At 48.7% G+C, this 21530-nt stretch carries 15 protein-coding genes; 2 read left to right on the plus strand and 13 right to left on the minus strand.

All coding sequences use genetic code 11. The features are described from left to right. Nucleotide 1: 1 nt before the first annotated feature. From KD145_RS04385 to KD145_RS04415, 7 genes are read right to left on the minus strand one after another with little or no spacing between them, the layout of a single operon-like run. The gene (locus KD145_RS04385; RefSeq protein ID WP_212004692.1) at nt 2–1009 is read right to left on the minus strand and encodes a glycosyltransferase; all 1008 of its coding nucleotides are present in this window, start codon (nt 1007–1009) and stop codon (nt 2–4) included. Between the two features lies 1 nt (nt 1010). Then, the gene (locus KD145_RS04390; protein ID WP_212004693.1) at nt 1011–1712 is read right to left on the minus strand and encodes a glycosyltransferase family 32 protein; all 702 of its coding nucleotides are present in this window, start codon (nt 1710–1712) and stop codon (nt 1011–1013) included. 4 nt (nt 1713–1716) lie between these two features. Next, nucleotides 1717–3114 (minus strand): condensation domain-containing protein, encoded by a 1398-nt coding sequence (locus KD145_RS04395; protein ID WP_212004694.1) that lies wholly within the window; start codon nt 3112–3114, stop codon nt 1717–1719. 10 nt (nt 3115–3124) lie between these two features. Then, a complete protein-coding gene (locus KD145_RS04400) occupies nt 3125–3898 on the minus strand; it encodes a glycosyltransferase family A protein (RefSeq protein WP_212004695.1) in 774 nt (257 codons plus the stop codon). Between the two features lie 5 nt (nt 3899–3903). Beyond that, nucleotides 3904–4590: a glycosyltransferase family 32 protein gene (locus tag KD145_RS04405; RefSeq protein WP_212004696.1), complete on the minus strand. Its 687-nt coding sequence runs from the start codon at nt 4588–4590 to the stop codon at nt 3904–3906. Continuing rightward, nucleotides 4587–5525, minus strand: coding sequence for a glycosyltransferase family 10 fucosyltransferase (locus KD145_RS04410; protein ID WP_212004697.1), 939 nt, complete (start codon nt 5523–5525; stop codon nt 4587–4589). The genes KD145_RS04405 and KD145_RS04410 overlap by 4 nt, the downstream gene beginning before the upstream one ends. 46 nt (nt 5526–5571) lie before the next feature. Further along, complete coding sequence (locus KD145_RS04415) at nt 5572–6819, minus strand: MFS transporter (RefSeq protein ID WP_212004698.1); 1248 nt, start codon at nt 6817–6819, stop codon at nt 5572–5574. Nucleotides 6820–7290: 471 nt separating this feature from the next. Here KD145_RS04415 and KD145_RS04420 point away from each other — a divergent pair, with 471 nt between their 5' ends. Continuing rightward, nucleotides 7291–7719, plus strand: a complete 429-nt coding sequence (locus KD145_RS04420) for a lipocalin family protein (RefSeq protein WP_212004699.1) — start codon at nt 7291–7293, stop codon at nt 7717–7719. A 182-nt stretch (nt 7720–7901) separates the two neighbouring features. Here the strand turns inward: KD145_RS04420 and KD145_RS04425 are convergent, their stop codons facing one another. The 6 genes from KD145_RS04425 to KD145_RS04450 form a co-directional block, all read right to left on the minus strand. Beyond that, on the minus strand, nt 7902–12200 hold the full coding sequence (locus KD145_RS04425) for a discoidin domain-containing protein (protein ID WP_212004700.1): 4299 nt from the start codon (nt 12198–12200) through the stop codon (nt 7902–7904). Between the two features lie 63 nt (nt 12201–12263). Further along, nucleotides 12264–12779, minus strand: a complete 516-nt coding sequence (locus KD145_RS04430; RefSeq protein ID WP_212004701.1) for a hypothetical protein — start codon at nt 12777–12779, stop codon at nt 12264–12266. A gap of 12 nt (nt 12780–12791) precedes the next feature. Then, nucleotides 12792–13583 (minus strand): heme ABC transporter ATP-binding protein, encoded by a 792-nt coding sequence (locus tag KD145_RS04435; protein ID WP_212004702.1) that lies wholly within the window; start codon nt 13581–13583, stop codon nt 12792–12794. Further along, complete coding sequence (locus KD145_RS04440; RefSeq protein ID WP_212004703.1) at nt 13583–14611, minus strand: iron ABC transporter permease; 1029 nt, start codon at nt 14609–14611, stop codon at nt 13583–13585. Before KD145_RS04440 ends, KD145_RS04435 begins: the two co-directional genes overlap by 1 nt. Further along, nucleotides 14601–15464 carry a hemin ABC transporter substrate-binding protein gene (locus KD145_RS04445; RefSeq protein ID WP_212004704.1) on the minus strand — a complete coding sequence of 288 codons (864 nt, stop codon included), beginning with the start codon at nt 15462–15464 and terminating at the stop codon, nt 14601–14603. Before KD145_RS04445 ends, KD145_RS04440 begins: the two co-directional genes overlap by 11 nt. A gap of 30 nt (nt 15465–15494) precedes the next feature. Further along, the gene (locus KD145_RS04450) at nt 15495–17819 is read right to left on the minus strand and encodes a TonB-dependent receptor (RefSeq protein ID WP_212004705.1); all 2325 of its coding nucleotides are present in this window, start codon (nt 17817–17819) and stop codon (nt 15495–15497) included. A 450-nt stretch (nt 17820–18269) separates the two neighbouring features. Between KD145_RS04450 and KD145_RS04455 the strand changes: the two genes are divergently transcribed. After that, nucleotides 18270–21491 carry a type VI secretion system Vgr family protein gene (locus KD145_RS04455; RefSeq protein WP_212004706.1) on the plus strand — a complete coding sequence of 1074 codons (3222 nt, stop codon included), beginning with the start codon at nt 18270–18272 and terminating at the stop codon, nt 21489–21491. The last annotated feature ends 39 nt before the right edge of the window (nt 21492–21530 follow it).

The following is a 21530-nucleotide window of genomic DNA, read 5'->3' on the forward strand; positions in this document are numbered from 1 at the left end:
ATCAGATCCTTGCAATCAATTCCTGTATCCTCTCTCCCACCTCCTCACTCCCCCATTGTTCGGCTATCCACACAGCTCCCATCCCCGCAAGCCGCTGGTAATGCTCCCTGCGCTGATAGATGTCCGTAATGGCTCTTTTTATTTCTTCCACTTCAATATTATTCCAGGAACCATATACCGCACCATTGAAATCTGCGGCTACTTTGCCTGTGGCCCGGATAACGCTGTAATAGCCGCTCTTCACCAGTTCATCGTGCACCGGAATATCGCTGATAATAGTCGGAATACCCAGGTACATGCTTTCCCTCGGCGTGTAAGACCATCCCTCTCCGCTGGAAGGGAATATGTAACAATCCAGCTGATGGTACCATTCAGCAGTTTCCTGCGGCGTATATTTTCCACTGGTCCAGCAAACCATCCCATCACGCTGCATACGCTCAAATGGTTGAGGGTCCAGCCAGTCATAGAAGGCAGCCACATGTACATGCAACTTCAGTTCCGGTATATCCGCCTGCTGCAGCTCCCTGCACGCCATGTATAATTTGCAGAGATTTTTTCTGTTCACCGGCGCTCCCAGGAACCCTATATGAAAACTTTCTGTTGCCTGCTTTGCTGGCTTCCTTCTTTCGTAACGCCGGTATCCCTGGTGAACTACGGAAACGGGTATACGTACTCCCGACGATACGAACACTTCCTTTATCGCAGCATGCGGTACAATACAGTGTTGGTACCGGTTGATGGCAGTTACCCAATGCTCCGGAAGCGCATCTGATTCGAAAGTGGTAAATATCACATTCCTGTTCCGGGCAGAAATCCTGTGTTCATACAGCGGAGCGATCCCACATACCAGTACCGTTTTTTCAGACAGCATACTGGAATCCTCCACCACCCTGCCTAACGGTGCCACTACATTGAATATTCCCGATAAACCATCATAGGGCGCCACTCCGGCGGGGTAAGTTTCAAGGATCAACAGCTCTTTGCTGTTGATGAAATCGTGATGTTCCATATTATCTCACTTCATTTTTTTCCAGGTCTCCTACTGTCTGCCAGCGCCATGCACCAAAATGCAGATGCCTGGCATAATCACCGAAGTGACAGGATGCAGGTCCGCAGGCTACCGGACAGGGATGGGAAGCATTGTGCAGCAGTTTCAGTTCGGGGTATTTTTCTGCATGCTTGTGATATACGTCTGTCAACAAGCCCGGGCCGGTAGTCTCCAGCACGTCGGACTCACAGGTAATGGCTTCTCCCGCCCTGTCCAGGGCGGCGGCCAGAAAGTCGGGCCAGAAGGCATGCAGCGGCCGGCTTCCAAACATATAGTTGGCGATCCGCAGCGGATAACGGTGGCCAAGCTGCTCACATTCCTGTTGCGAAAGTATTTTCTCTACGCCCAGTACCAGCTCCTCGTTCAGCAGATCGTCGAGGGGACGCAGACAAAATATATCCATATCCAGATAAAATCCCCCGTAGAGATACACCAGCATCACCCGGAGGATATCCGTTCTTTGCACATTTTTTTCGTATCCCTGGTAATGCGGCAACCAATCAGGAAAGAACTCCTCCACGAGCCGGACAGCAGCCACATCATCCCATATCCTGATACGCCAGTGCGGATGATGCTTCCGCATTTCGTGCAGGCATTGGGCATAACGGGCAGGCGGTTCGCTGGTGGCACTGATCAGGTGAATGATAGCTGGTATTGCAGACATGGGACTAGAGGATGATTTCAGGTATAGATACCAGGTTTTTTAATTCGCTGATTGGCAGCTCTTCATTATGTGCAATATACTGTACAAGCATTTCGTAATACCTGACCATATCTTCTATCATATTGCTATCAAACAGGAACCTGTTATATTTCCATACAAAAACCAGGGCATCGTCATACACCGTAATCAGGCAATAAACAGGGTAATTGATCGCATAATCTTCTTCCACATGTTTATGGCTACGTACCTGGGCCGGCATATTACCGGGTTTACGGAGATAGTTGACATACATATCACAGCAATTGCGAATCAAATCGCCATCAAGGTCCAGGAAATTGTGACTGAATATAATATGCCTGCAGGCAGCTGCCAGCTCATTTTTCACAAGCTGCTCAAATGCCCTTACTGTCATATCTTCCTGTATATCCACTGCCAGGTAAATACTTCCCAGCAGGCAGCCTACCAGCTGCTGATAAGATGGTTCCAGCCGGTCAGTCACCAGGCTGGGAACAAGCAGCTTTTTCTTGCCCGTATAGGCATACAGGAATAGTAACAGTGACGCATATACGGAAGAATCAACACTTTTGCCGGAACCTGTTGCAGTTTCACTGAAAGCCGGATGCCATATCACGGATGTATAGGAAGATGCTTCAGGACGGTCCAGAATAGCGCCCAGCTCAGACGTTTTATAGGAATGCCGCCGGGTAAAAACGGGGAACAGCACATTCCTTCTCCGGTTATACATCTTCCTGTAAACTGCTATATCAAAGAATTTGTCGAAACCGCTGAGTTTCCGTTTCCAGAAGAAACTGATCTCCTGCTGGTTGTCCCGTAGCCAGGTGTTTTGTTTTTCACAGTAATTCTTCAGTTGTACCTGCACTGGCGGCAACTGAGGCTCCTTACCTGCCGTAAAGGCTTCGTGTATTATTTTAAGTTCGTTCCGGATCAGTATGCAGGACCATTCATCGCAGATCACGTGATGAATGAGCAACGACAACAGTCCATCGCTACCGTTGTCAAACAGGACCGCGCAAACCAGCGGCCCGTTGCCGATATCTGAGAAAACAGCAGAAGCCTTGTCGTAAACATCTTTCCGGATATGATGAAAATTGGCAACCTCTTTTCCCGTCTTCACCACTTCCATCTGAAAACGGCTATCGCCAACAGGCAACACAACCTGAACAATCCGGTTGTCCTGCATCGGGAAAATTGTACGCAGACCGTTGTGCCGATCCAGTAACAACCTGATGGTTTTGCTGACGACCTCCTTGTTCAATTGCGGTAATTCCAATTCTACCTGTACGTAAGAAGGCTTTTGTACAGTGCTCATCACCTGCAGGTACTTCAGGTATTCCACCTGACCGATTGAAGGCTCGCTGGCCCCGGGCCAAACATTTTCCATAAGATCTCCTTTATTGCATCATTAATCCGGTAACAGTGCGCGTCCGGAAACGTTCCACGATTTCATCCAGCAGTACCGAACCGGTATCAACTGTATATACCCCACCCAGGATATCTGTTATCTGGGTAGCATCAGCCTCCGGAAGCTGTTCACTGCATTCGAAGATATACTCCCAATGGTCCGCATTCCATGTATTGTTACCGTGGTAGATATAGATATACAGGCCTGGCTGATCATCGATCAGGTGAAGGTGATTTTCTGCGGCCAGGTAGTCGGTAGTGGCGGTATCTTCCCCGATGCGCTTACTTTCATATGGTTTTAACAACATGGTCGCTTTCCTGCAGAGAATGCTGCCTTCCCATATCCTTTGGTTGGAGATATAAGCGTTTTTCCTCACCGCATCGTACACCATCCAATGGGTCAGCACCGCACCATGACGATTGTTTCGTAGCAGCTCATTATACTGCCTTTCCAGGCGGCCGCTATGGTACCAGTCATCATCATCCCACTGACAAATAAATTCTCCAGCAGCTTTTTCGATTCCAATATTTCTTAACTCGCCCAGGGTATAACCAGACGCTGTTCTGACACAGAGAAAAAACACCTCCTTATCATTGCATTGCCGCACGTATCCTGCAGTAGGCTGATCATCCTCTTCATAAACAACAATCAGCTCCTTATTGGGATAGGACTGCATTTTGAAACAGGCGACTGCCCTTGCCAGCATAGCGGGTTTACCCCTGGTTATGCATATACAGGATATCAGTGGATGGTTTGTATTCATACAGTTTAATTTTTCCACCAGGTGCCTGCAAAACGGTGGATCCCGTATGCATACGGCACCCTGGATCTAATGGTCGTATTAAATGGTTGGTCGCCCCAGGCATCGATCTCATCTTTCGTCAGTGGGTACAGTATTTCCGGTTCCAGTAAGCTCACATCGTTTTTGTGCGGATACTGCTCATAGACATGGGAAAGCATAAAAGGGCCGGTGGATTCCAGCACCTGATCGTTCCGGTGGTCTGTTACACAGCGGCCGGTCTCCAGTACACCACATACTTCCCCGATGAAATGGCAGCCCGGAACAGCGCCCATAAAGGCATTGCTGATAATCATGTCTTTCCCGTGGATAAGACAATGTTCCGATGGTTCTTTGCCGAAGACGCAGGGGCCTTTCTCTGCAAGGGGATCTATATTCGCCAGGCATTCAAAATCGAGATCGATGAAAAAGCCGCCGTATTTCAACAGGATAAAGTACCTGACTGCATCCACCCGCTGAATAGGCATAGGGTACGCATCATATACCGGCAGAAAATACGGGTAATGTGTAGCGATAAACACCCTGTTCATTTCATCTGTCCATAAATGGTATTCCCAGTGCACATGGTTATTCCTCCATGTACGCGACATACGTTCAAAAGCCTTAGGAAGATGCTCATCTTTCCAGGTCTGATGGATAATAAAAGGTATTTTCATATTTTTTCCCTTTTTCTCATTTCTGCCTTGACAGCCCTGCAAACCCGCTCTATCGGGTGTTTATAAATGCTGTTCATCACGGCTACAAAATCCTCCCGGAGCGGTTCATTTTTCCATTTCATGTATTGCCGACAAAGTTCATCATCATTATTCAGCCTGACCAGATAATCCGCTAATTCTCCAGGAGAAGAAAAGTCATTCACATTAATATAGCAATGATCTGCCGGAGCAAACGCCTCAATATTAGGCGCACCCAGATAAACCGGGATAGATCCCACTATAAGCGGATGAAAGAATTTTTCCGTAACATAATCCTTCGCAATGGCATTTTCAAAAGCTATAGTGAACTTATAGGTAGCCATCATGCGTCCTTTACTTATCACCCCTTCGTCTTGTTCCAGCTTTCTGTTGTTAAATAACTTCCCGTAGGAATGTACGTCGATGTATGACATCAATTCCTGCAAATAACCTACCCTCCCGCTTTCATTAATACCGCTCGAAATAAACGCATTGATAAACCCTGTTTTAGGCTTGGGTACACGTTTCAGCATATCGAGATAGGGCGGATAAAAATAAGGCACCGGCACATCCGAATCCATCCTGTAAGTCATCATCAGGTCAAACAGTCCCCGGACCTCCGGTCGCTGTTGCCATTTATAATTCTCTTCACATTCCATGGACCAGAAAACCCATAGCTGCCCTTCCCTTTTCTGTGTGTTGTTCAATACAGGATCTGTTTCAGCGATGCCCGGCATATGAAACACCACAGCATCGGCTTCCTGCATGTATTTCCGGTCAGTAACCAACTCAAACTCCTCCCCTATAGGGATGTCGGTGAAGTCGAATTCCTGGTCCCACATTTTATTGTAGAACAGCACCCTATACCGGCGAGGCAAGGTGCTTTCCGGGTGTTCTCTTAAACGTTTGTCCTCCATATGATCCGGACTTTATTTCAGGCAATTTATTATCTCATTCAGCAGATTAAAGCTGGGGAACATCGCTCAGCGTTAGCCGGGATTTCGTTTTCCTGATGCGGGAAAGTGCAAAGATATAAGCCAGCAACACCATAGCATTCAGCACGGGCATGGCTATACGTACGGACATATCTTTCAGGACGGTGTTCTCCACCCATATAAACAGCAGTATGCCCACTACCCTTCCCATCGCCAGCGGGATCTCCCTCGCAATCATAAAATCACCCATCGTTTCCCGGTTATTCATTACACCCTGTGCCACCTGGTATTGTATCATGTAAAACGGGATCAGCCAGCAGTTATTAAAGATATTGGTGAGTACACCGTATATGACAACGGTCTGTACAGAGGTATGCAGTACCAGTATCAGCGTTGCAGTTAATGTCATTATACTGCCGATCAGAATGCTTTTGTAGCTATTTTTTAAAGTGACGTATTTTCCGATCATAATGGAACTGATAACGCCGATCATGGATATCAGTGTTGTAAAGCCTCCTAACGACAGCTCATTCCTGAAAGTCAGGAAGTACAGTATATCTATAATAAAATAGATGGCCCCCTCTCTGAAACCCAGAAAGAAGTTGGACTTCATGATATAGTTCCAGTCCGGGTGAGTGGAATAGGAAAGTATCCGTTTCATGCTGAAATCGCCTTCCTGCACTCTCGATTCCAGGAAGTAGCTGATAATACAGGATATGACATAGATGGCAAAAGTGATAAAAAATACGTATTGATATCCCTGTAATTCATGTCCGCTGACAATGATCGCACCGGAAACTGTTGGCGCCAGAATCCCCATGATAGCGCCCAGCGCGTTGCTGATCCCCAGATAGATCCCTCTGTTGGTCTCTGATGTATAATAATACAACAAGGTATTGTTAGAGTAGTAAAACAAACCATATCCAAGTCCGTAAGGAATGCCAAGCAGCAATAAATACCTGACGGATTCACTTTTGAGCCAGAGCACAGCAATAAAATAAACAATCAGGCACAACATGCCTGCCCGGAGACAATAAGGAATCCCCTTCCGTCGCGAGATGACGCCCGAAAGTATGAAACCCAGTACCATGAAGCAGTATATGCTTACATTATAAAGTGATACCTGGACATAACTCTTCGTGATCTTCCAGATAAAAACCGTTACAAATACTGTTGATAAGCCATTGGCCAGTACAAACAGGCTTCCTATAACCAGGAGGATAACAGCATTCCTGGACAGCTGCTGGTCCGGATTTTTTTTAAACAGCGCAAACATAGAAGATGTATTTGAGAACAAACAAAAGCGGGAATCAGATTAATTTCGGTCATGAGGGAATAAAATGCTGCTATTGCTAAACATCAGGGCATCATTGACATAGCGTTTTCATCCTCAGGAATTTTTGTGGCATAAGATAGATTTTAGGTCAAAAAAATAAATGGACAGGGTATTGCTGTTACTTCACACGTGGATACAGGTAGCTATTCACTGTCAGGGCTATCCTGTTTTGCGTACATATCGCTTCTGATTAAAGATAATCAAAATATAATATCATCCAAGTTATTTATTTTTTCTTTTAAAGAAGATGGGCAAAATGCGCAAAGATTCCAATGGTCAATACAGCCTCTGCCGATTACCTACATTTTTTTGACATAAACTACTACTATCTTTTCACCTTAACCCTTCTGACTTCTTTTTTACTAATTTTATCATTGGGCAAATTAAATTCTGTACCCTAAAAATAAAATTATGAAATCAATGAGAATGCAAACCACGCTTTTAGCTGCTGCAGTAATGCTGTTTGCTGCTTGTCAGAATGGTCAAAAAGATCAAACCAACCAACAAGAACAAGGTAAAGCTACTGCTCCGGAACAACCGGCTTTAGTAAATAAGGAAAAGCTGGCTGGTAAATGGACGCAGCCAATTCCAGGTCAGGAGCCCGCTGTTCAGGGTATTGAGATAAAAGCTGACGGCTCAGCAAGCTCCATTAATATGCACACACTTATTTACGAAAAATGGCAATTAAACGGAGACACCCTTTTATTGTGGAATCATACTACTGGTGTTAAAGAATCAGGTGCTGGTGTGGATACTGCTGTAATTACAACACTCACCGATTCCACACTAACACTCACCAGCAGCAATGGCTCTCATTCCAATTACACACGTGAGAAATAATTTCATCTGTTTTCTGGTTAAGATGCCATCCGTAGAATGTGGCGTAACAATATCATAAAGAAGCGCCCTTTTCATGAGGGCGCTTCTTTATATTCCCAAAAAAGAAAATTTATCAGGTAAAAAAGAAGGCTGACCAAAAGCCTTCTTTTTCTTTTTGGTCAGCCTTACATAAACTGCGGAAATTAATCCGTGATCACGATCTTACCTGTTTTCAGCGGTTTGGCTGAAGGCAGTTTGCTGTTGAAAATACTGTACAAGTAAACGCCTGCACTCAGGTCGCCGGTGCTGACAGTACCGGCATCGTTTACATATTCGAGACGTATCATCCTGCCTTTGAGGTCATAGAGGCGCAACAGCAGCGTAGCATTTCCGTGGCTGTGTATATTCACGCTTCCGCCGCGTTGTAACCTGGTCGGATATACGCTGATGTTACCGGCCTGCTGTGAGCCAACCGGCGCTGTTTTTGTCGAAGCCGCTCTTGCCGGGGAGGCCGTGGTATCCGGACAACCGGTGAACGACAACTCTGCAACGGAGGTCCATGGATTGGCATTCACTTCGGAAGTGGCTACCAGCTTCACATAGCGAGCCTTCACGGTGGGTGAGAAAACAACATCCTGTGCCGCAGTGCTGTTCGCAAAGTTACCGCTGGCTACCTGTGTCCAGTTGATGCTGTCAGCGCTCACATGCACCTGGTATGCATTGATGCGTCCATTAACACCCGACTGCCTTGGCAGATAGGTGAGCCTGCTCAGATTATAAGCACCGCCGAGATAGATGGAAATATAATGTGGCATGGGCGCGGTGCTGTTGTACCATTGTGTGTGCCAGAAGGTACTGTTGTCACCGTCAATAACATTCGTAGCCGGAGCGTTCTCTCCAGCTGTTTCCTGACTGTCGAACTGCGATACCCTTAGTTGAGTGCGCGGTATCGGGGTGTTACAAGTCCCGGCTACAGGCGGATTACCCGGACTGCCTGCGCCAAAGCCACCCATACCGGTATTGAAGGTGCCTGACACATAGTAGATGGTAGCGCCTTTCTTTCCGCTGCTGTCGCGCGATACATAGATTGTGCCGGCGCCGTCAGGCGAAGGGTTAGATGACGTTACATTACTGATATTGCTCTTCACCTTCACCACCTTTGCAGAATCCCAGGTCAGCCCTGTAGTGGCCTCCCAGCCTTGTTTTTCAGCCGCTGTATAATACAATGTTACATTCAGGCTGCCGGCTGTGTTGTTATTGGCAGGTGTGATCTTCAATGTTTTTGATGCCAGGTAATGCACTTTGCTAGTATCCCAGAACTGCGTAGCACCGGTACCTGCACGGTCTATCTGCACAGTGGTACAGCCATAATCAAAGGCCGACAGGTTCTTCACTTTCGCAATGATTTTACCGAGGCTGTCTGCAAAATATACCGTTGCATTGGGACCAAGATACTGCGTGGTGCTGGCATTCAGCGTACCTGCCACGGTTGTGACAGCCGGTTGCGCACTGAAGATCAGGTTAGGTCTTGTAGAACCATAGCCTGGCGCTGTGAAACTACATCCTGCGCCACTGGTCTGCCGCTGGAATGCAGTAGGATTGGCGCCGCTCACAGAGATGGATGCTACGAGATTATCTCCCTGATCTGTTCCATCTGCGTTGTTATAGCAAGACTGTATGAGGATACTGGAACTACCATCCCAATAGAAAGGCTGTGAGAAAGGAACCTGTACCCAGCCTGTATCTGTAACGCTGATACTGCCGCTATACACAGTTGTAAGCGGACTATTATCAAATTGTGTATCCGTAAACGCAGTCTGCGATGTAGTACCTATCGCTACATTGAAGTTCTGGAACGAGCTGGTAGTGGTAACCGTACGTGAGATCACGTGATAAGCGACAGCATAAATGTTACCGCGCTGTAACCCTGCCGCTCTCAGTTCATCCGCCGGATAGATAGTCTGGGTGCGCTTATCAGACTGTGTGCCATTGAACGGACTGGATGCGCTACCGCCCGTAGTGCCGTTACCGTAAGTCAGGTTGATGAGCGCTGTGTCTCCCACCGGCGATGCATCGGGGTAGTTGATATTCACACGGCACGTTTGCGCAGACGGATTAGCCATTGCATTCGTAGTACCGTTGACGTTAAAAGATAACAAAGCATATTTGCCGGCCGGATCTGTTTTACTGCCATATACCCTGACAGTAATCGGGCGCGATGTGGTCTGCCCCGATGCAAAGATCAGCGTATCACTGGGGGTGGTAAAGCTGCCGTTGGTGGTCACGTCGTAATCAATGCCTTTCACTGCGGAAGACGTAGAACCTGCTACCAGCTGTACATTCGCGTCGCCGGAAGGTGCCGGGCTGGTGGCAAGATTAACCATGTAATCCGTATACGGCCTACAACCGGATTTATTCAAGCCACCAGCGGTAGTATTGACCGTGGCAGCGGCAAAAGAAATCAGCGGTGTTACCGCATTGTTGAACTTAGTGCCGAAAACACCACGACCATAGAAGCTCACACGCAACTCACTGCTATCGGCTACACCGTTGTTGTAGGCAAAAATGTCTGTAATATCAGCGACAGTCGGAAGTCCGATGGAATACAGCGACCAGTCGGCCATGTTCTTATTACGGTAATATACGCCGCGTGCCGTGGCAAGGTATACAGACTCGTTGGTAGCGTAGCGGTCTTCCAGCAGCCGGATAACATTCACCGGTGGCAATGTACCAGAGATGTCCGTGAAGGTACTTCCCTGGTCTGCGGAGCGGTATACCCTGCTGCCGCAGGCGACATACACAACATTGGTGTCGCTTTTGATGGTGGTAACGCTGGCGGCTACACTGGTGGCTACCGGTGCGGCCACGCTGGTGAAGGCAGGTGATGTCGCCAGCGCATTGCGGGAGCGATATACTTTCTGATTGGTGGTAACATAATAAACCACATTGGCATCAGCGTTGCTGATGTGCAGCGCCTTAATCTTTTCGGTATTGTTCACTAGTTTTGTCCAGGCTGGCGAAGCCGCGGTGATATTGGTACTACGCCACAGCCCTGTATCTGCAATAAAAGCAACGCCCACATTCGCGGGTGTGAACTCCAGCTCCATTTTGTTGGATGCAGTGAATGGCACGTTGTAGGCACTTTCACTTCCTGTTACCGCTCTCCTCTTGCCATTCTCATAATAATATACCTGGTTGTTGGTATTATAATCAAATGCAGAGCGTGAGCCCCAGTCGCCGCCCCTGTTGGTAAACCAGGGATTGCCGGCATACTTATAATATAACTCTCCATTGTCCTGTGTGCCAATGCTGATCATATCACGGCGAATAGGGCTGCCGGAAGCGTGATACACTTCAGTAGATGAAAGCCCATCGCTGCGTGGTACCCAGTTGACACCGCCGTCAGTACTGAGCCAAACGCCACCATCATTATAATTAAACACCTTACTGTTATTGTAAGGATTTACTTTGATACCATGCATATCGGTGTGAACCATGGTCCACCAGCCGGTCTGTATCTGTGTCCAGCTGGTACCGCCGTCTGTGCTTTTCCATACAATATGCGCCACGAGATAAAGGATGTTGGCATTCACAGGATCCGCTCCAATAGAGAAGTTGTAATTACCCTGTCCGCTGGAAGTGCCGTTGTAGCCTACAAGATTAGGCGCTACATCTCCTTTCACCTGTGTGAAAGTGATGCCACCATTTGTTGATTTGTAGATCACCCCGCCGGTAACAGCGTCGTTGGCGCCAACCATCCCTACATACACACGGTTGGAATCGGCAGGTGTTACGGCTATCCTGCTGCCTTTGGCCCCGCTGGCCGGTAAGGTGAGCGTAACGGGCGTCCAGGTTTCGCCCATATCGGGAGATACATAGAACCCGCCAGCCATGTTCACTGCGTAGATGGTGGTGGTGTTATTGGAAGCTTTGTATGTCATGTCTGTGAACTGACCACCACTGAGCTTGTTGGTCCAGGAAGTGCCACCATCCGTGGTTTTCCAGATGCCGTCGTTGGTAGCGGCAATCAGCACATTGTGATCTGTGCGTGACATGAGTAGCTCTACCGCCATGCGGTTTCCGATGCTGCTGTTGGCCGGCAGCCACGATTGACCGCCGTCCGTGGTTTTGTAAACGCCCAGCGCAGTGCCGTAGTAGTTAGGGTCTCCGGTGCCGAGGTACATGATCTGATCGTTGGTATAATCTATGCACACGGAAGCGCAGGCTGCTTTAGGCAGCTCGTCGGTGCCCTGCAGCTGCCAGGTATTGGCAGTATCAGTGCTTTTCCAGAGGCCCCACACACTGGTGGCATAGACTGTGGCGGCATTGGCAGGATGGAACTTCATCTGTGTAACGCGGCCTATGCCGTTGATCTGTCCCGAAGAGTTGACCGGAAACAGCATGGGGCCGATATTCCGCCAGTTGCCATAGTTCTGTGCAGCAACTGATGCGGATAACAACAGGGTAGATAAAAACAGGGATATGTATTTACGTATCGTCATTGCGGTTATTTCGGTTGATGATTGGGAAATAGATAATTTGTTTACTATCATTGCTGGCCTGGGTTACCATTCTTCCTTACCATTGTTCTTATGCTCTTTCTTATCCTTCGCCTGCTTTTCCATGATGTTGCTCTTTAGCTGCTTTTGCTGCTGCCAGATCTGCACCTGCTTTTCGCTACTGAGGATAGAGCCGTCCGGCTGTACATAGGGCAGTACCTGCCTTCTCCACCACTGATACTTCTTGTAGGCAAAAGCGTATTTGCGTGCATCTTCCTCCCTCGCACGTTCCGCTTCAGATTCCTTTCTTCTGAAAATACCCAGGAACCGGCGTTTCCGCTCGGTATTCCTTTTCACATCCAGTATTTCATCTTCCTCTACCGGTAATTCTTTTCCTTTCCAGAAATCATTGAAAGATTTTTCTATAACGAAGAAATTAACGTTGGGATCATCCATCATGGTGACCCAATCAGGTTCTTTAACCTGCTGACGTGACTTCTGACGTTGTGCCGATACCGTTATCCCGCACAACAGTAATGTCATCATCAGCACTAAAGGCTTCCAGACAAATTTTTTTTTCATTATTCAGGTGATTTAAGAGTGAGAAACAGATTTTGGTTGATGATAAACGGGAATGAGCGCTGTGATGTCTTCAGGATCCAGCTGGTATACCTGTTGAATGTAAGCCGGCGTCAGCACTTCTTCCCGGCTGCCCTGCGCCACCATCCTGCCATTGTGCAGCAACAGAATATTGTCTGCAAACTTCGCGGCGATGTGCAGATCATGCAACACCGCCACGATCACCAGGTCTTGCTGTTGCAGCAACGTTTTCAGCTGGCGCATCAACCTGAACTGGTAGTGCACATCCAGGAAAGTGAGCGGCTCATCCAGCAGCAGATAACGACAGGCATTGGGTGGTCTTTCCCAGATCTGAGCCAGCACGCGCGCAAAATGTACCCGCTGCTTTTCACCGCCGGAGAGACCCAGGTAATCCCGCTCCGATAAGTCTTCCAGACCAAACAGCTCCATAGCCTCCCGGCAATAGCGTTTATCCGTTAACGTTGGCTTACTCCCGATATGTGGATAACGGCCCATCATCACCACTTCCTGCACTTTCAGCGGAAACGCCAGCTCCTGCTGCTGCGACAACGCCCCACGTATTGCTGCCAGCTCCTTAACGGAGAAATCAGTGACCAGCCTGCCGTCATACATTACGGTACCCGATGCGGGCCGGAGTTGCCCTGCCGCGATCTTCAGCAACGTCGACTTGCCGGCACCATTTGGCCCCATCACTACATGCAGCCTGCCGGGGCCCCATTGTACGCTGATGTCTTTCAGCAATACCTTGTTATTTTTCACACAGGTAATACCAGATAATACAAGCATCAGAAATAATATTTTTTCTTTCTCAGTAAAAAAATAAATACAGGCACACCAGCAAAGGAAGTGACGATACCTATCGGCAGCTCCGCAGGCCGTAGCAGCAGCCTGGCCGCTATATCCGCTACCGTCAGCAATACCGCGCCAGCCAATGCGCCGCCAGCCACCAGATAGCGATTGTCGGCTCCTTTCCAGATACGCAGCAAATGCGGTACTACCAGTCCCACAAAACTGATCACACCCGTGAAAGCAGTTACCACCGCTATCATGACCACGTTAATGATCATCACTTCCATTTTTAGTTGCTTCACCGCCACACCGGATAGCTGTGCTTCCGCTTCACCCAGCATCAGTAGATTGAGCTTCGCCGCGCAGGCCATTGCACGCCAGCAACACAGCGCCACCACGATAGCTGTGATGATCACCGATTCCCGGTTGGCGCCGGACAAAGTACCCAGGTTCCAGAAAGTGATAGAACGCGCCTGCGGGTCCCGCGCGATATAGGAGAGAAAACCGGTGCCGCTGAGGAACAAAGCATTGATGGCAATGCCCGTCAGCAATAAAGTAACAATGCCCGTCCCGCCTTCCTCTTTGCCGCCTGACAAGACCAGCACCATGAAAGTGGCCAGCATGGCTCCTGCGCAGGCAGCTAACGGCAGCATCCACACGCCAACATGAAAGTGGAACATAGCACCTGTTACAAAATACAGCGCCGCGCCAAAGGCCGCCCCGCTGGAAGTGCCTATCAGTCCAGGTTCTATGATGGGGTTCCTGAACAGCGCCTGCAACAATACACCGCCCACCGCCAGCGCTGCGCCTGCCAATAAACAGAACAACACACGGGGCAATCGTATTTCCAGGAAAACACGTTCGTGCAACGTATAGTCGTTGCCATTATGAAACAGTTTACTAAATGCTCCGGCTATCTCCCCTATGCTGATATCTGTTGCACCCAGGCAGGCAGACAACAGCACTGCTACTACCAGTAGCATGGTCAGCAACGGAAACACTCCGCTATATGTTCTATTTTGCATGTATTAATTTTTGCAGTGCCAGCACATTGGCGCCGGTACGCGGCCCCAGGTATATCAGATCATGTTCTTCCACACGGTAGATGTGGTTACTGCGTGCGGCTTTCGTGCCGGATACGCCAGGCAGTTCTTTAATCTTCTCTATAGATCCCAGCCTGTCGTAACCGAAGTCTGTCAGCAGTATCACATCAGGGTCCGCCTGGGCTATCAGCTCGGCAGAAACCTGTTGCATTCCTTTTGCACCTTCAATAGGAATCAGGCCACCAGCCCATCCTACCATCTTCGCCGCTGTGCTCTTCTGCGTCACGGCGAGATAAATATTCATGGCACGACCAAAATGAATGATCACTACGCGCGGCGTGTCCGTATAGTGCTTACTGTTAGTCAGCGCTTCCTTCATCTGCGTATCCAGTATCCGGCACAGACTGTCCGCCTGTCGTTCTCTCCCAAAGTAAGTACCCAGCTCTGTGATCATGGCCTTGTCCTGATCTATCGTAAACACGCTGTCAGCAAAGGTTTTCATGGGTATCTTCATTTTCTCCAGCTGTTGCATTACCTGTTCTGGTCCCACGTTATTATCATGGATCACCAGCGTAGGTTCCTGCGAGATAATGCCTTCTGCGCTCAATGCACGGTGGTAGCCCACTGTAGGCAATGCCTTGATGGCCGGCGGATAAGTGCTGGAAAGATCTACCGCCACCAGATTCTTTTCTGCGCCCAGCGCATAGATCACTTCATTGTACTGCTTCGCCAGACAAACGATACGGGTGCCTCCGGAATGCTGATCTTTATTGGCAAATCTGCCGCAGGCACCTATCATCAGCATGATGACCGGCAGCATATATGTATTTTTCATGATGATATTTTAGGGAGATGATTAACTTTTTCAGAACTTATAGGTCAGGTTGAAACCGCCGTACCACGTAGCTTTATAAGGTCCGGGCAGATAGATGTTGGGCGGTGCTGCGCTGTAGTTGGCGTTTAAAAATACCATCGTGTAATACCTGCTGCTGGTGATATTATTGCCGCCGGCAAATACATCCAGGTTGAAATGCCGCCCCAGATCATGCCGGTAGCCCAACTTAGCCTGCAACAGCGTATAGGCGTCAGCATAGTGTGCGTTGTCATACGTAATGGGCATTTTATCTACATACTGCCAGGTGGTGTTCAGATAAATGCCCCATTTGGAGACGAGATCCACGCCGGCATTGAACAGGTGCGGCGCTACGCCGGAAGCCTTTTTACCGCTGTAGTCGATCGTTTTGGCGTTGTTGTTATTATCGCTTTTAAAGTCCCGGTAAGTAAAGCTGGAATACGTGTAGTTTACAAATGGCCTCACCAGCGAAAAAACGCGCGGATGCTGCGGCTGCAGCGTATAGGCAATACCTGCTTCCACACCGCGGTTCTGTTGCCCGCCGGCATTGGTGGTCATCGTATACAGCACTGTACCGGTGTTATTATCTGTAATTGCCTGTGAAGTGAGTTTGTCTTTGATCTCCATATCAAACACCGTCATCTGGAACGACAGCCGTTTATCCAGCAGACTGCCTTTGGCCCCAACCTCGTACTGCACTGCTTTTTCAGGCCGCAGGTCTGTATTCACCTGTCCTATCTGCGGAATCACCACCTGCCCTGATACCGGAGGCGAATATCCTTTACTGATACCTGCGTATACGGACACCGTTTCATTCAGGGCCTTGAGCACGCTCACCTGCGGCGTCAGTACGGGTGTAAAGGTTTTGTGCCCCGACTGGTCCTTATGCGTTGGATTTGCAGCATTGGTAAGCCTGTCTGTGATACTATACTCAATGTAATTGTTGCTCACACCTGCCGTAATGAGGAAACCCTGCGGCAGCTTCAGTTCCCACTGGGTGAAGAGACTGTACTGCATGACAGACAGTTCCAGATCGCCGGTGAGCGGCCCCTGTACAGCGTTTGCGAGGGCATAGCTTTTTTTGAAGGAATTGGTTTTCTGATATTCAGTGCCCACTGTACCATTCAGGGTTACTGTTCTGCCGCTGAAGCTCAGCCCAAAAGCAGTGCGTGCGCCGAAGTTCTGCGCGATATTGGACGACAGCCCTGCTGCAAAAGCCTGCGATTGTTTGTAGCCGCTGAAATAAGCACTGGTGGTATTGCTGACGTGCGATGAGAAGGCATATTGATGGGAAAGCCCCGCGCGGTATGTTTCAAAAGCAACATACCCTTTATTCTTCAGGTATGGCACTTCACCGGTATCTTTCTTCTGAGCAAACTGGCTGCTGTCGAGCTGTCCGGCCAGCTGATCATTGGAGTTGTTGTAGGCGGCGTATACAGAAAACGTTTGCTTTTCATTGCTGTGAAAATCCCCTATGAAAGACACAAAATCTTTTTTGGATGCACTGTTGATACGGTAGCTGTCGTAGTTCTGATGGCCGTAGTTCAACATAATAGAAGACTTATCGTCCGCATATTCCAGGCGGGTATTGGTTCTGAACAGGCCATAGCTGCCCGCCAGCGTTTCCTGGGAGATGCGTGTACCATACACCACCGGCTTGAGCGTATACATTTTCAGCACACCGCCGATGCCGCTGCCATAGAGGCTGGAAGCGGGTCCTTTGATCACTTCCATACGGCCCAGGATAGAGAAGTCTATATCATCGAGGATGGTAGTGCCTTCCGCATCAGTTACCGGAATACCGTTCAGGTAAGCCTTATAGCCCGTTCCATTGAAGTTGGTGCCATTGCCGTAACCACGTAGGGTGATGCGCTGACCGCCGGCCATTGTTCTTTTCTCCATGCGCACCCCGGGAATCAGATTGAGCGCATATTCCGGGAAAATGCCATCATTCCGTTGCAGGTCTTTCCTACCAAGAACGGCCACCGACTGCGGTTGTAACAGATTGCTGCGGGGCTTCGCCGCATTGACGGAAATCTCGCTGAGATTATAGGAAGTAGCCGCAAGACCTATCAATATCAACGGACTACCGTCCTTTGCCCGCACAGTCTGCGGCTCATAACCGGAGGCCATCACCAGTAACCGGTTGTAATGCGCGCTGATACTGAAACTGCCTGCAATGTCGGTTGTTGCCAGCAGCTGATCACCGGAATAAATGCCAGCACCTTTTACGGGAGATAACGTATACAGATCATACACCCTGCCTTTGAGAGGCTGTTGGGCATAGGCATACAGCACACATAGCAATGACGCCATCAATAGGGAGATTTTTTTCATTTTTTTTCAAATGTTTGGTTGATATATAATGCTCATCAGTATTATCTATGGGCCAACTTCAGCAGGTTCATTGTTCACAACGGGATCGGGTTGACAGGGGCATCAGGGTTTTCATTGTCAGCTCGGATATTCAATTTAAACAAGAATACCCCTTCTTCGCTAAAGCTAATAAAAAATTATCATGAAGTACATTTTTTTTTGCCAGGAGACACACTTTGTTCGCGGGGATTTTTTTTATATATTTACAGGCAGAATGTTAACGCCCGGATCATTAGTATACCCAACTTTTTCTGGTAATTTTCGTTCTTAATTCCATTTGCTAACCTTTTCCCTGTAGGGAAATCCTAATTTGTCTGTATGAACCATATTCTTTGCCTTTTTATTGATTGTGCGCCGGCACTCACCTATCGTTTTCTGCAAATAAGTAACCAAAACTAAAATATTCATCGTATGGCCCAACTTACCAATGCAACGTTCAGCATAGGTGGTAACCCCGTAGCACAATTCACCTCCTTTTCGCTCCACCAGCGCATCTTTGACCATCACCAGTTCACATTTGTTTGTCCTGCACAAACCATTGACGGTGTGAGTGGCCTGTTCTCGTCTTCCCGCGAGATGATCGGCAGCGCTTTTGAAGCGCATATCTCCGGTGTGGGACTCAAAGGAGATTTGTTGTTTAATGGTATTATTACAGGCATTGAAACCTCGAGGGTCAACGGCGACTACGGAGAGGTTATTATCTCCGGCCACAGTCCTACCGTGATGCTGGACAGCGGCCCACACTGCAAGACCTGGGAGCAAAAAAATCTGAAGAGTATTGCCCAGGACATCTTAAAGTTTTTTCCGCAACAACAGCTGGCGCCCAAAGTGCAGCCATTGTACAGGGAGCCATTTGAATACATGGTCCAATACAAGGAAACAGCATGGGCCTTCCTGCAGCGGCTGACGGCCGAATGCGGGGAATGGCTTTTCTGGGATGGCCGTAACCTCGTTATCGGCCCTCCGGACGGGACTGACAAAACCAAACTGTTTTATGGCAGCCACCTTAGCCACTTCAGCATCAACCTCAATGCCAGACCAGCCGGGATGCAATATATGGGCTGGGACTACCAAAGCAGCCAGCTGCATACCAGCCGTCCGCTCAGTGAAAGCATCCATCAGAAAGCGGGATTAAACTCCCTCGGCGAAAAGGTGTATGAGAAAGCGCAGACCATATATGCCACCCAACCCAAACAATGGAATTTCCGCTTTGCCGACAGCAAAAAACAACAGGATGAAATGGCTACCCTGCGCAACGCCATGGAAAGCACCCGAATGATCCATCTGACAGGGAAAAGCGGGCATCCGGGCCTTGCCATCGGCAACAAAGCTGAAATAGCCAATATGAATGTGTTTAATGGCGATGCGGAGGAATATGGTGAATACCTGATCACTGAAATCAATCATTTTGTAGATACCAAAGGGGATTACAGCAACCAGTTCACTGCCATCCCCTCCTCCATCCAGCTGCCACCGGTAGCGATCCCGGAATCCCCGGTCTGTGAGGCGCAAAGTGCCATCGTCACAGACAACCACGACCCGCAGGGCCTGGGCAGGGTCCGTGTAAAATTCCACTGGATGAACGGAGAAGAGAAGACACCGTGGATACGCGTTATGTCTTCCCATGCCGGCGGCGGCAAAGGCATCTTCTTCATTCCGGAGCTGGAGGAAGAAGTGATCATCGGTTTTGAAGGAGACAATCCTATAAAGCCCTATGTGCTGGGGACCGTCTACCACGGCCGCGCCGGTAACAGCTTCAGTAATCCTGGTAACGATATAAAGACGATACAGACGCGTAGCGGAACCAAAATCCGTATGGACGATGCCGCCGGATCCGTATTTGTGGAAGACCCCAGCGGCAACACCTGGTTTATGGACGGCAACGGAAATATCAGTGTACAGGCACCCCATAACATTCGTATCAATGCAGGGCAGGATATACAGCTGAATGCCGGCCAAAATATGGAAATCAATGTCGGGAACGACTTTAGCCATATTATCGGCAACAAGGCCCTGCTGCTCGCCATGAACCAGCTTTTTATACAAACGCCGTTCATGAACCAGATCGTATCCAACTACCTGCATACACAGGCAGGAACGGCCCTGTTCAATACGCTGACGGAACTGAAATTTGAAAGCCCTGAGATGTACCTCTCGGGAGAAAAGAAACTGTTCCTGCACTCAGATACCGTAGCTACCCTCAATTCCAAAGGGAAAACCGAGATCAAAGGAGCGCAAGGCAATGCTCATACCAATGTCGCCGATAAATTCCTGAAGTCGAAGCCCGAAAAAGTGGCGCTGGCCGTTGTACACTTCCGGCCGGAAACGGCCTACGCAGGAGAATTCGGGTTTGACTGGCTTCGTATAGACGACAACGGGCTGACTACCGAACCCGCCTATGAGAAAATCATAGAAGGGGGCTACTCAACACTGACAGACGCCAGTGGTAATCGCAGGGACCTTACCAAAACAGAGGCTTTTGACAAACTGAAGAAAGAGTATTTAACCCTGCCCATCGAGCGGAAAGCACCGCCGGCAGGCTCACCCCCTCCTGTTAAGGCGCCATCTGCAGAATACTTTGTGCCTTATCTCACGCTTTTCTCCCAGGAGTTCGTCAATACCCTTACACTGCCGGCAGGAGCCGTCAAACCTAAATATGAAGCCACTTTAAGGGTGTTGGTGGATATAGAGGAAAACCTGGACAAACTGGAATTTGAGTTTGACACCAAAGTGTTTTCACTGGACAAAACCACACTGTCAGATAAAAATGTAACCGGCGGACTTAAACAAAGCGCCAGCACCACCATCAAAATCACCTGCCTGAAAGACTTCGACCGGGATAGTGAGATCCGCATTTATGCATACCCTCAGGGCATCACGGCCAAAAGCAAGGCAGAACAACTGGCCGCCAGAAGACTGGCAGGGAAAATAAGAGTGCTGCGCAACGGCAAAAAAGCAAGGCGACAACGTAACTTCGCTCTGGTGGGTATTGACACCAATATCAACGCCATCGCGCAGGGCCGGTTCAAAGGACAGGAAAAAATAAACCTGTATAATGCACTACACCAGGCACTGATTGTTCCCACCATTGTTGAAACAACCCTCGATCTGACCGGAGTGGCCGACTTTCAAAATGGCGGACAACATGTTGACGGCAATAATATTGCCTATCTGGACAAAAATAATCCCAACCGCGCTAATCCAACCTTGTACCCCGATGTTCAAAAGGCGTTTTTTAACGATAAGGACGCTCACGGCAAACCCAAAAACCAGCAATACAAGAGAGGATATTTTACTATTTTCGTCTTTGGAGTAGAGTCCAATATACCCGGCGTTTTGGGAGCAGTACAGGATATCGGCAAAACCAATGTTATCATGTTCACCCTGAGCGGAGGCGGAGATGATTGTACCCTGAACCATGAAACATTTCATGGGCTCGGCTTATGTCATACCCATCGTGATGGTATTCCAGTGGACATGCCGGGATACAGGTATATCTATCCAAATGCTATCGCCTCTTCACTCCAGCCGGCAGCCAATCCAACGGATGCAACAGACAATATCATGAGTTATCAGTCTGTTGCTATTACCTCCTGGCACTGGCAATGGAAGATAATAAACACTAAAATTTGATACTATCATGAACGGATTTTTTTTATCGGTAATGTCGCT

It is taken from the genome of Chitinophaga sp. HK235, from assembly GCF_018255755.1.
Lineage (GTDB): Bacteria > Bacteroidota > Bacteroidia > Chitinophagales > Chitinophagaceae > Chitinophaga.

Bases quoted from the DNA above. Each gene is read 5' to 3' on its own strand.
- KD145_RS04385 (WP_212004692.1), bottom strand. From the start codon at position 1,009: ATGGAACATCACGATTTCATCAACAGCAAAGAGCTGTTGATCCTTGAA.
- KD145_RS04390 (WP_212004693.1), bottom strand. From the start codon at position 1,712: ATGTCTGCAATACCAGCTATCATTCACCTGATCAGTGCCACCAGCGAA.
- KD145_RS04395 (WP_212004694.1), bottom strand. From the start codon at position 3,114: ATGGAAAATGTTTGGCCCGGGGCCAGCGAGCCTTCAATCGGTCAGGTG.
- KD145_RS04400 (WP_212004695.1), bottom strand. From the start codon at position 3,898: ATGAATACAAACCATCCACTGATATCCTGTATATGCATAACCAGGGGT.
- KD145_RS04405 (WP_212004696.1), bottom strand. From the start codon at position 4,590: ATGAAAATACCTTTTATTATCCATCAGACCTGGAAAGATGAGCATCTT.
- KD145_RS04410 (WP_212004697.1), bottom strand. From the start codon at position 5,525: ATGGAGGACAAACGTTTAAGAGAACACCCGGAAAGCACCTTGCCTCGC.
- KD145_RS04415 (WP_212004698.1), bottom strand. From the start codon at position 6,819: ATGTTTGCGCTGTTTAAAAAAAATCCGGACCAGCAGCTGTCCAGGAAT.
- KD145_RS04420 (WP_212004699.1), top strand. From the start codon at position 7,291: ATGAAATCAATGAGAATGCAAACCACGCTTTTAGCTGCTGCAGTAATG.
- KD145_RS04425 (WP_212004700.1), bottom strand. From the start codon at position 12,200: ATGACGATACGTAAATACATATCCCTGTTTTTATCTACCCTGTTGTTA.
- KD145_RS04430 (WP_212004701.1), bottom strand. From the start codon at position 12,779: ATGAAAAAAAAATTTGTCTGGAAGCCTTTAGTGCTGATGATGACATTA.
- KD145_RS04435 (WP_212004702.1), bottom strand. From the start codon at position 13,583: ATGCTTGTATTATCTGGTATTACCTGTGTGAAAAATAACAAGGTATTG.
- KD145_RS04440 (WP_212004703.1), bottom strand. From the start codon at position 14,611: ATGCAAAATAGAACATATAGCGGAGTGTTTCCGTTGCTGACCATGCTA.
- KD145_RS04445 (WP_212004704.1), bottom strand. From the start codon at position 15,464: ATGAAAAATACATATATGCTGCCGGTCATCATGCTGATGATAGGTGCC.
- KD145_RS04450 (WP_212004705.1), bottom strand. From the start codon at position 17,819: ATGAAAAAAATCTCCCTATTGATGGCGTCATTGCTATGTGTGCTGTAT.
- KD145_RS04455 (WP_212004706.1), top strand. From the start codon at position 18,270: ATGGCCCAACTTACCAATGCAACGTTCAGCATAGGTGGTAACCCCGTA.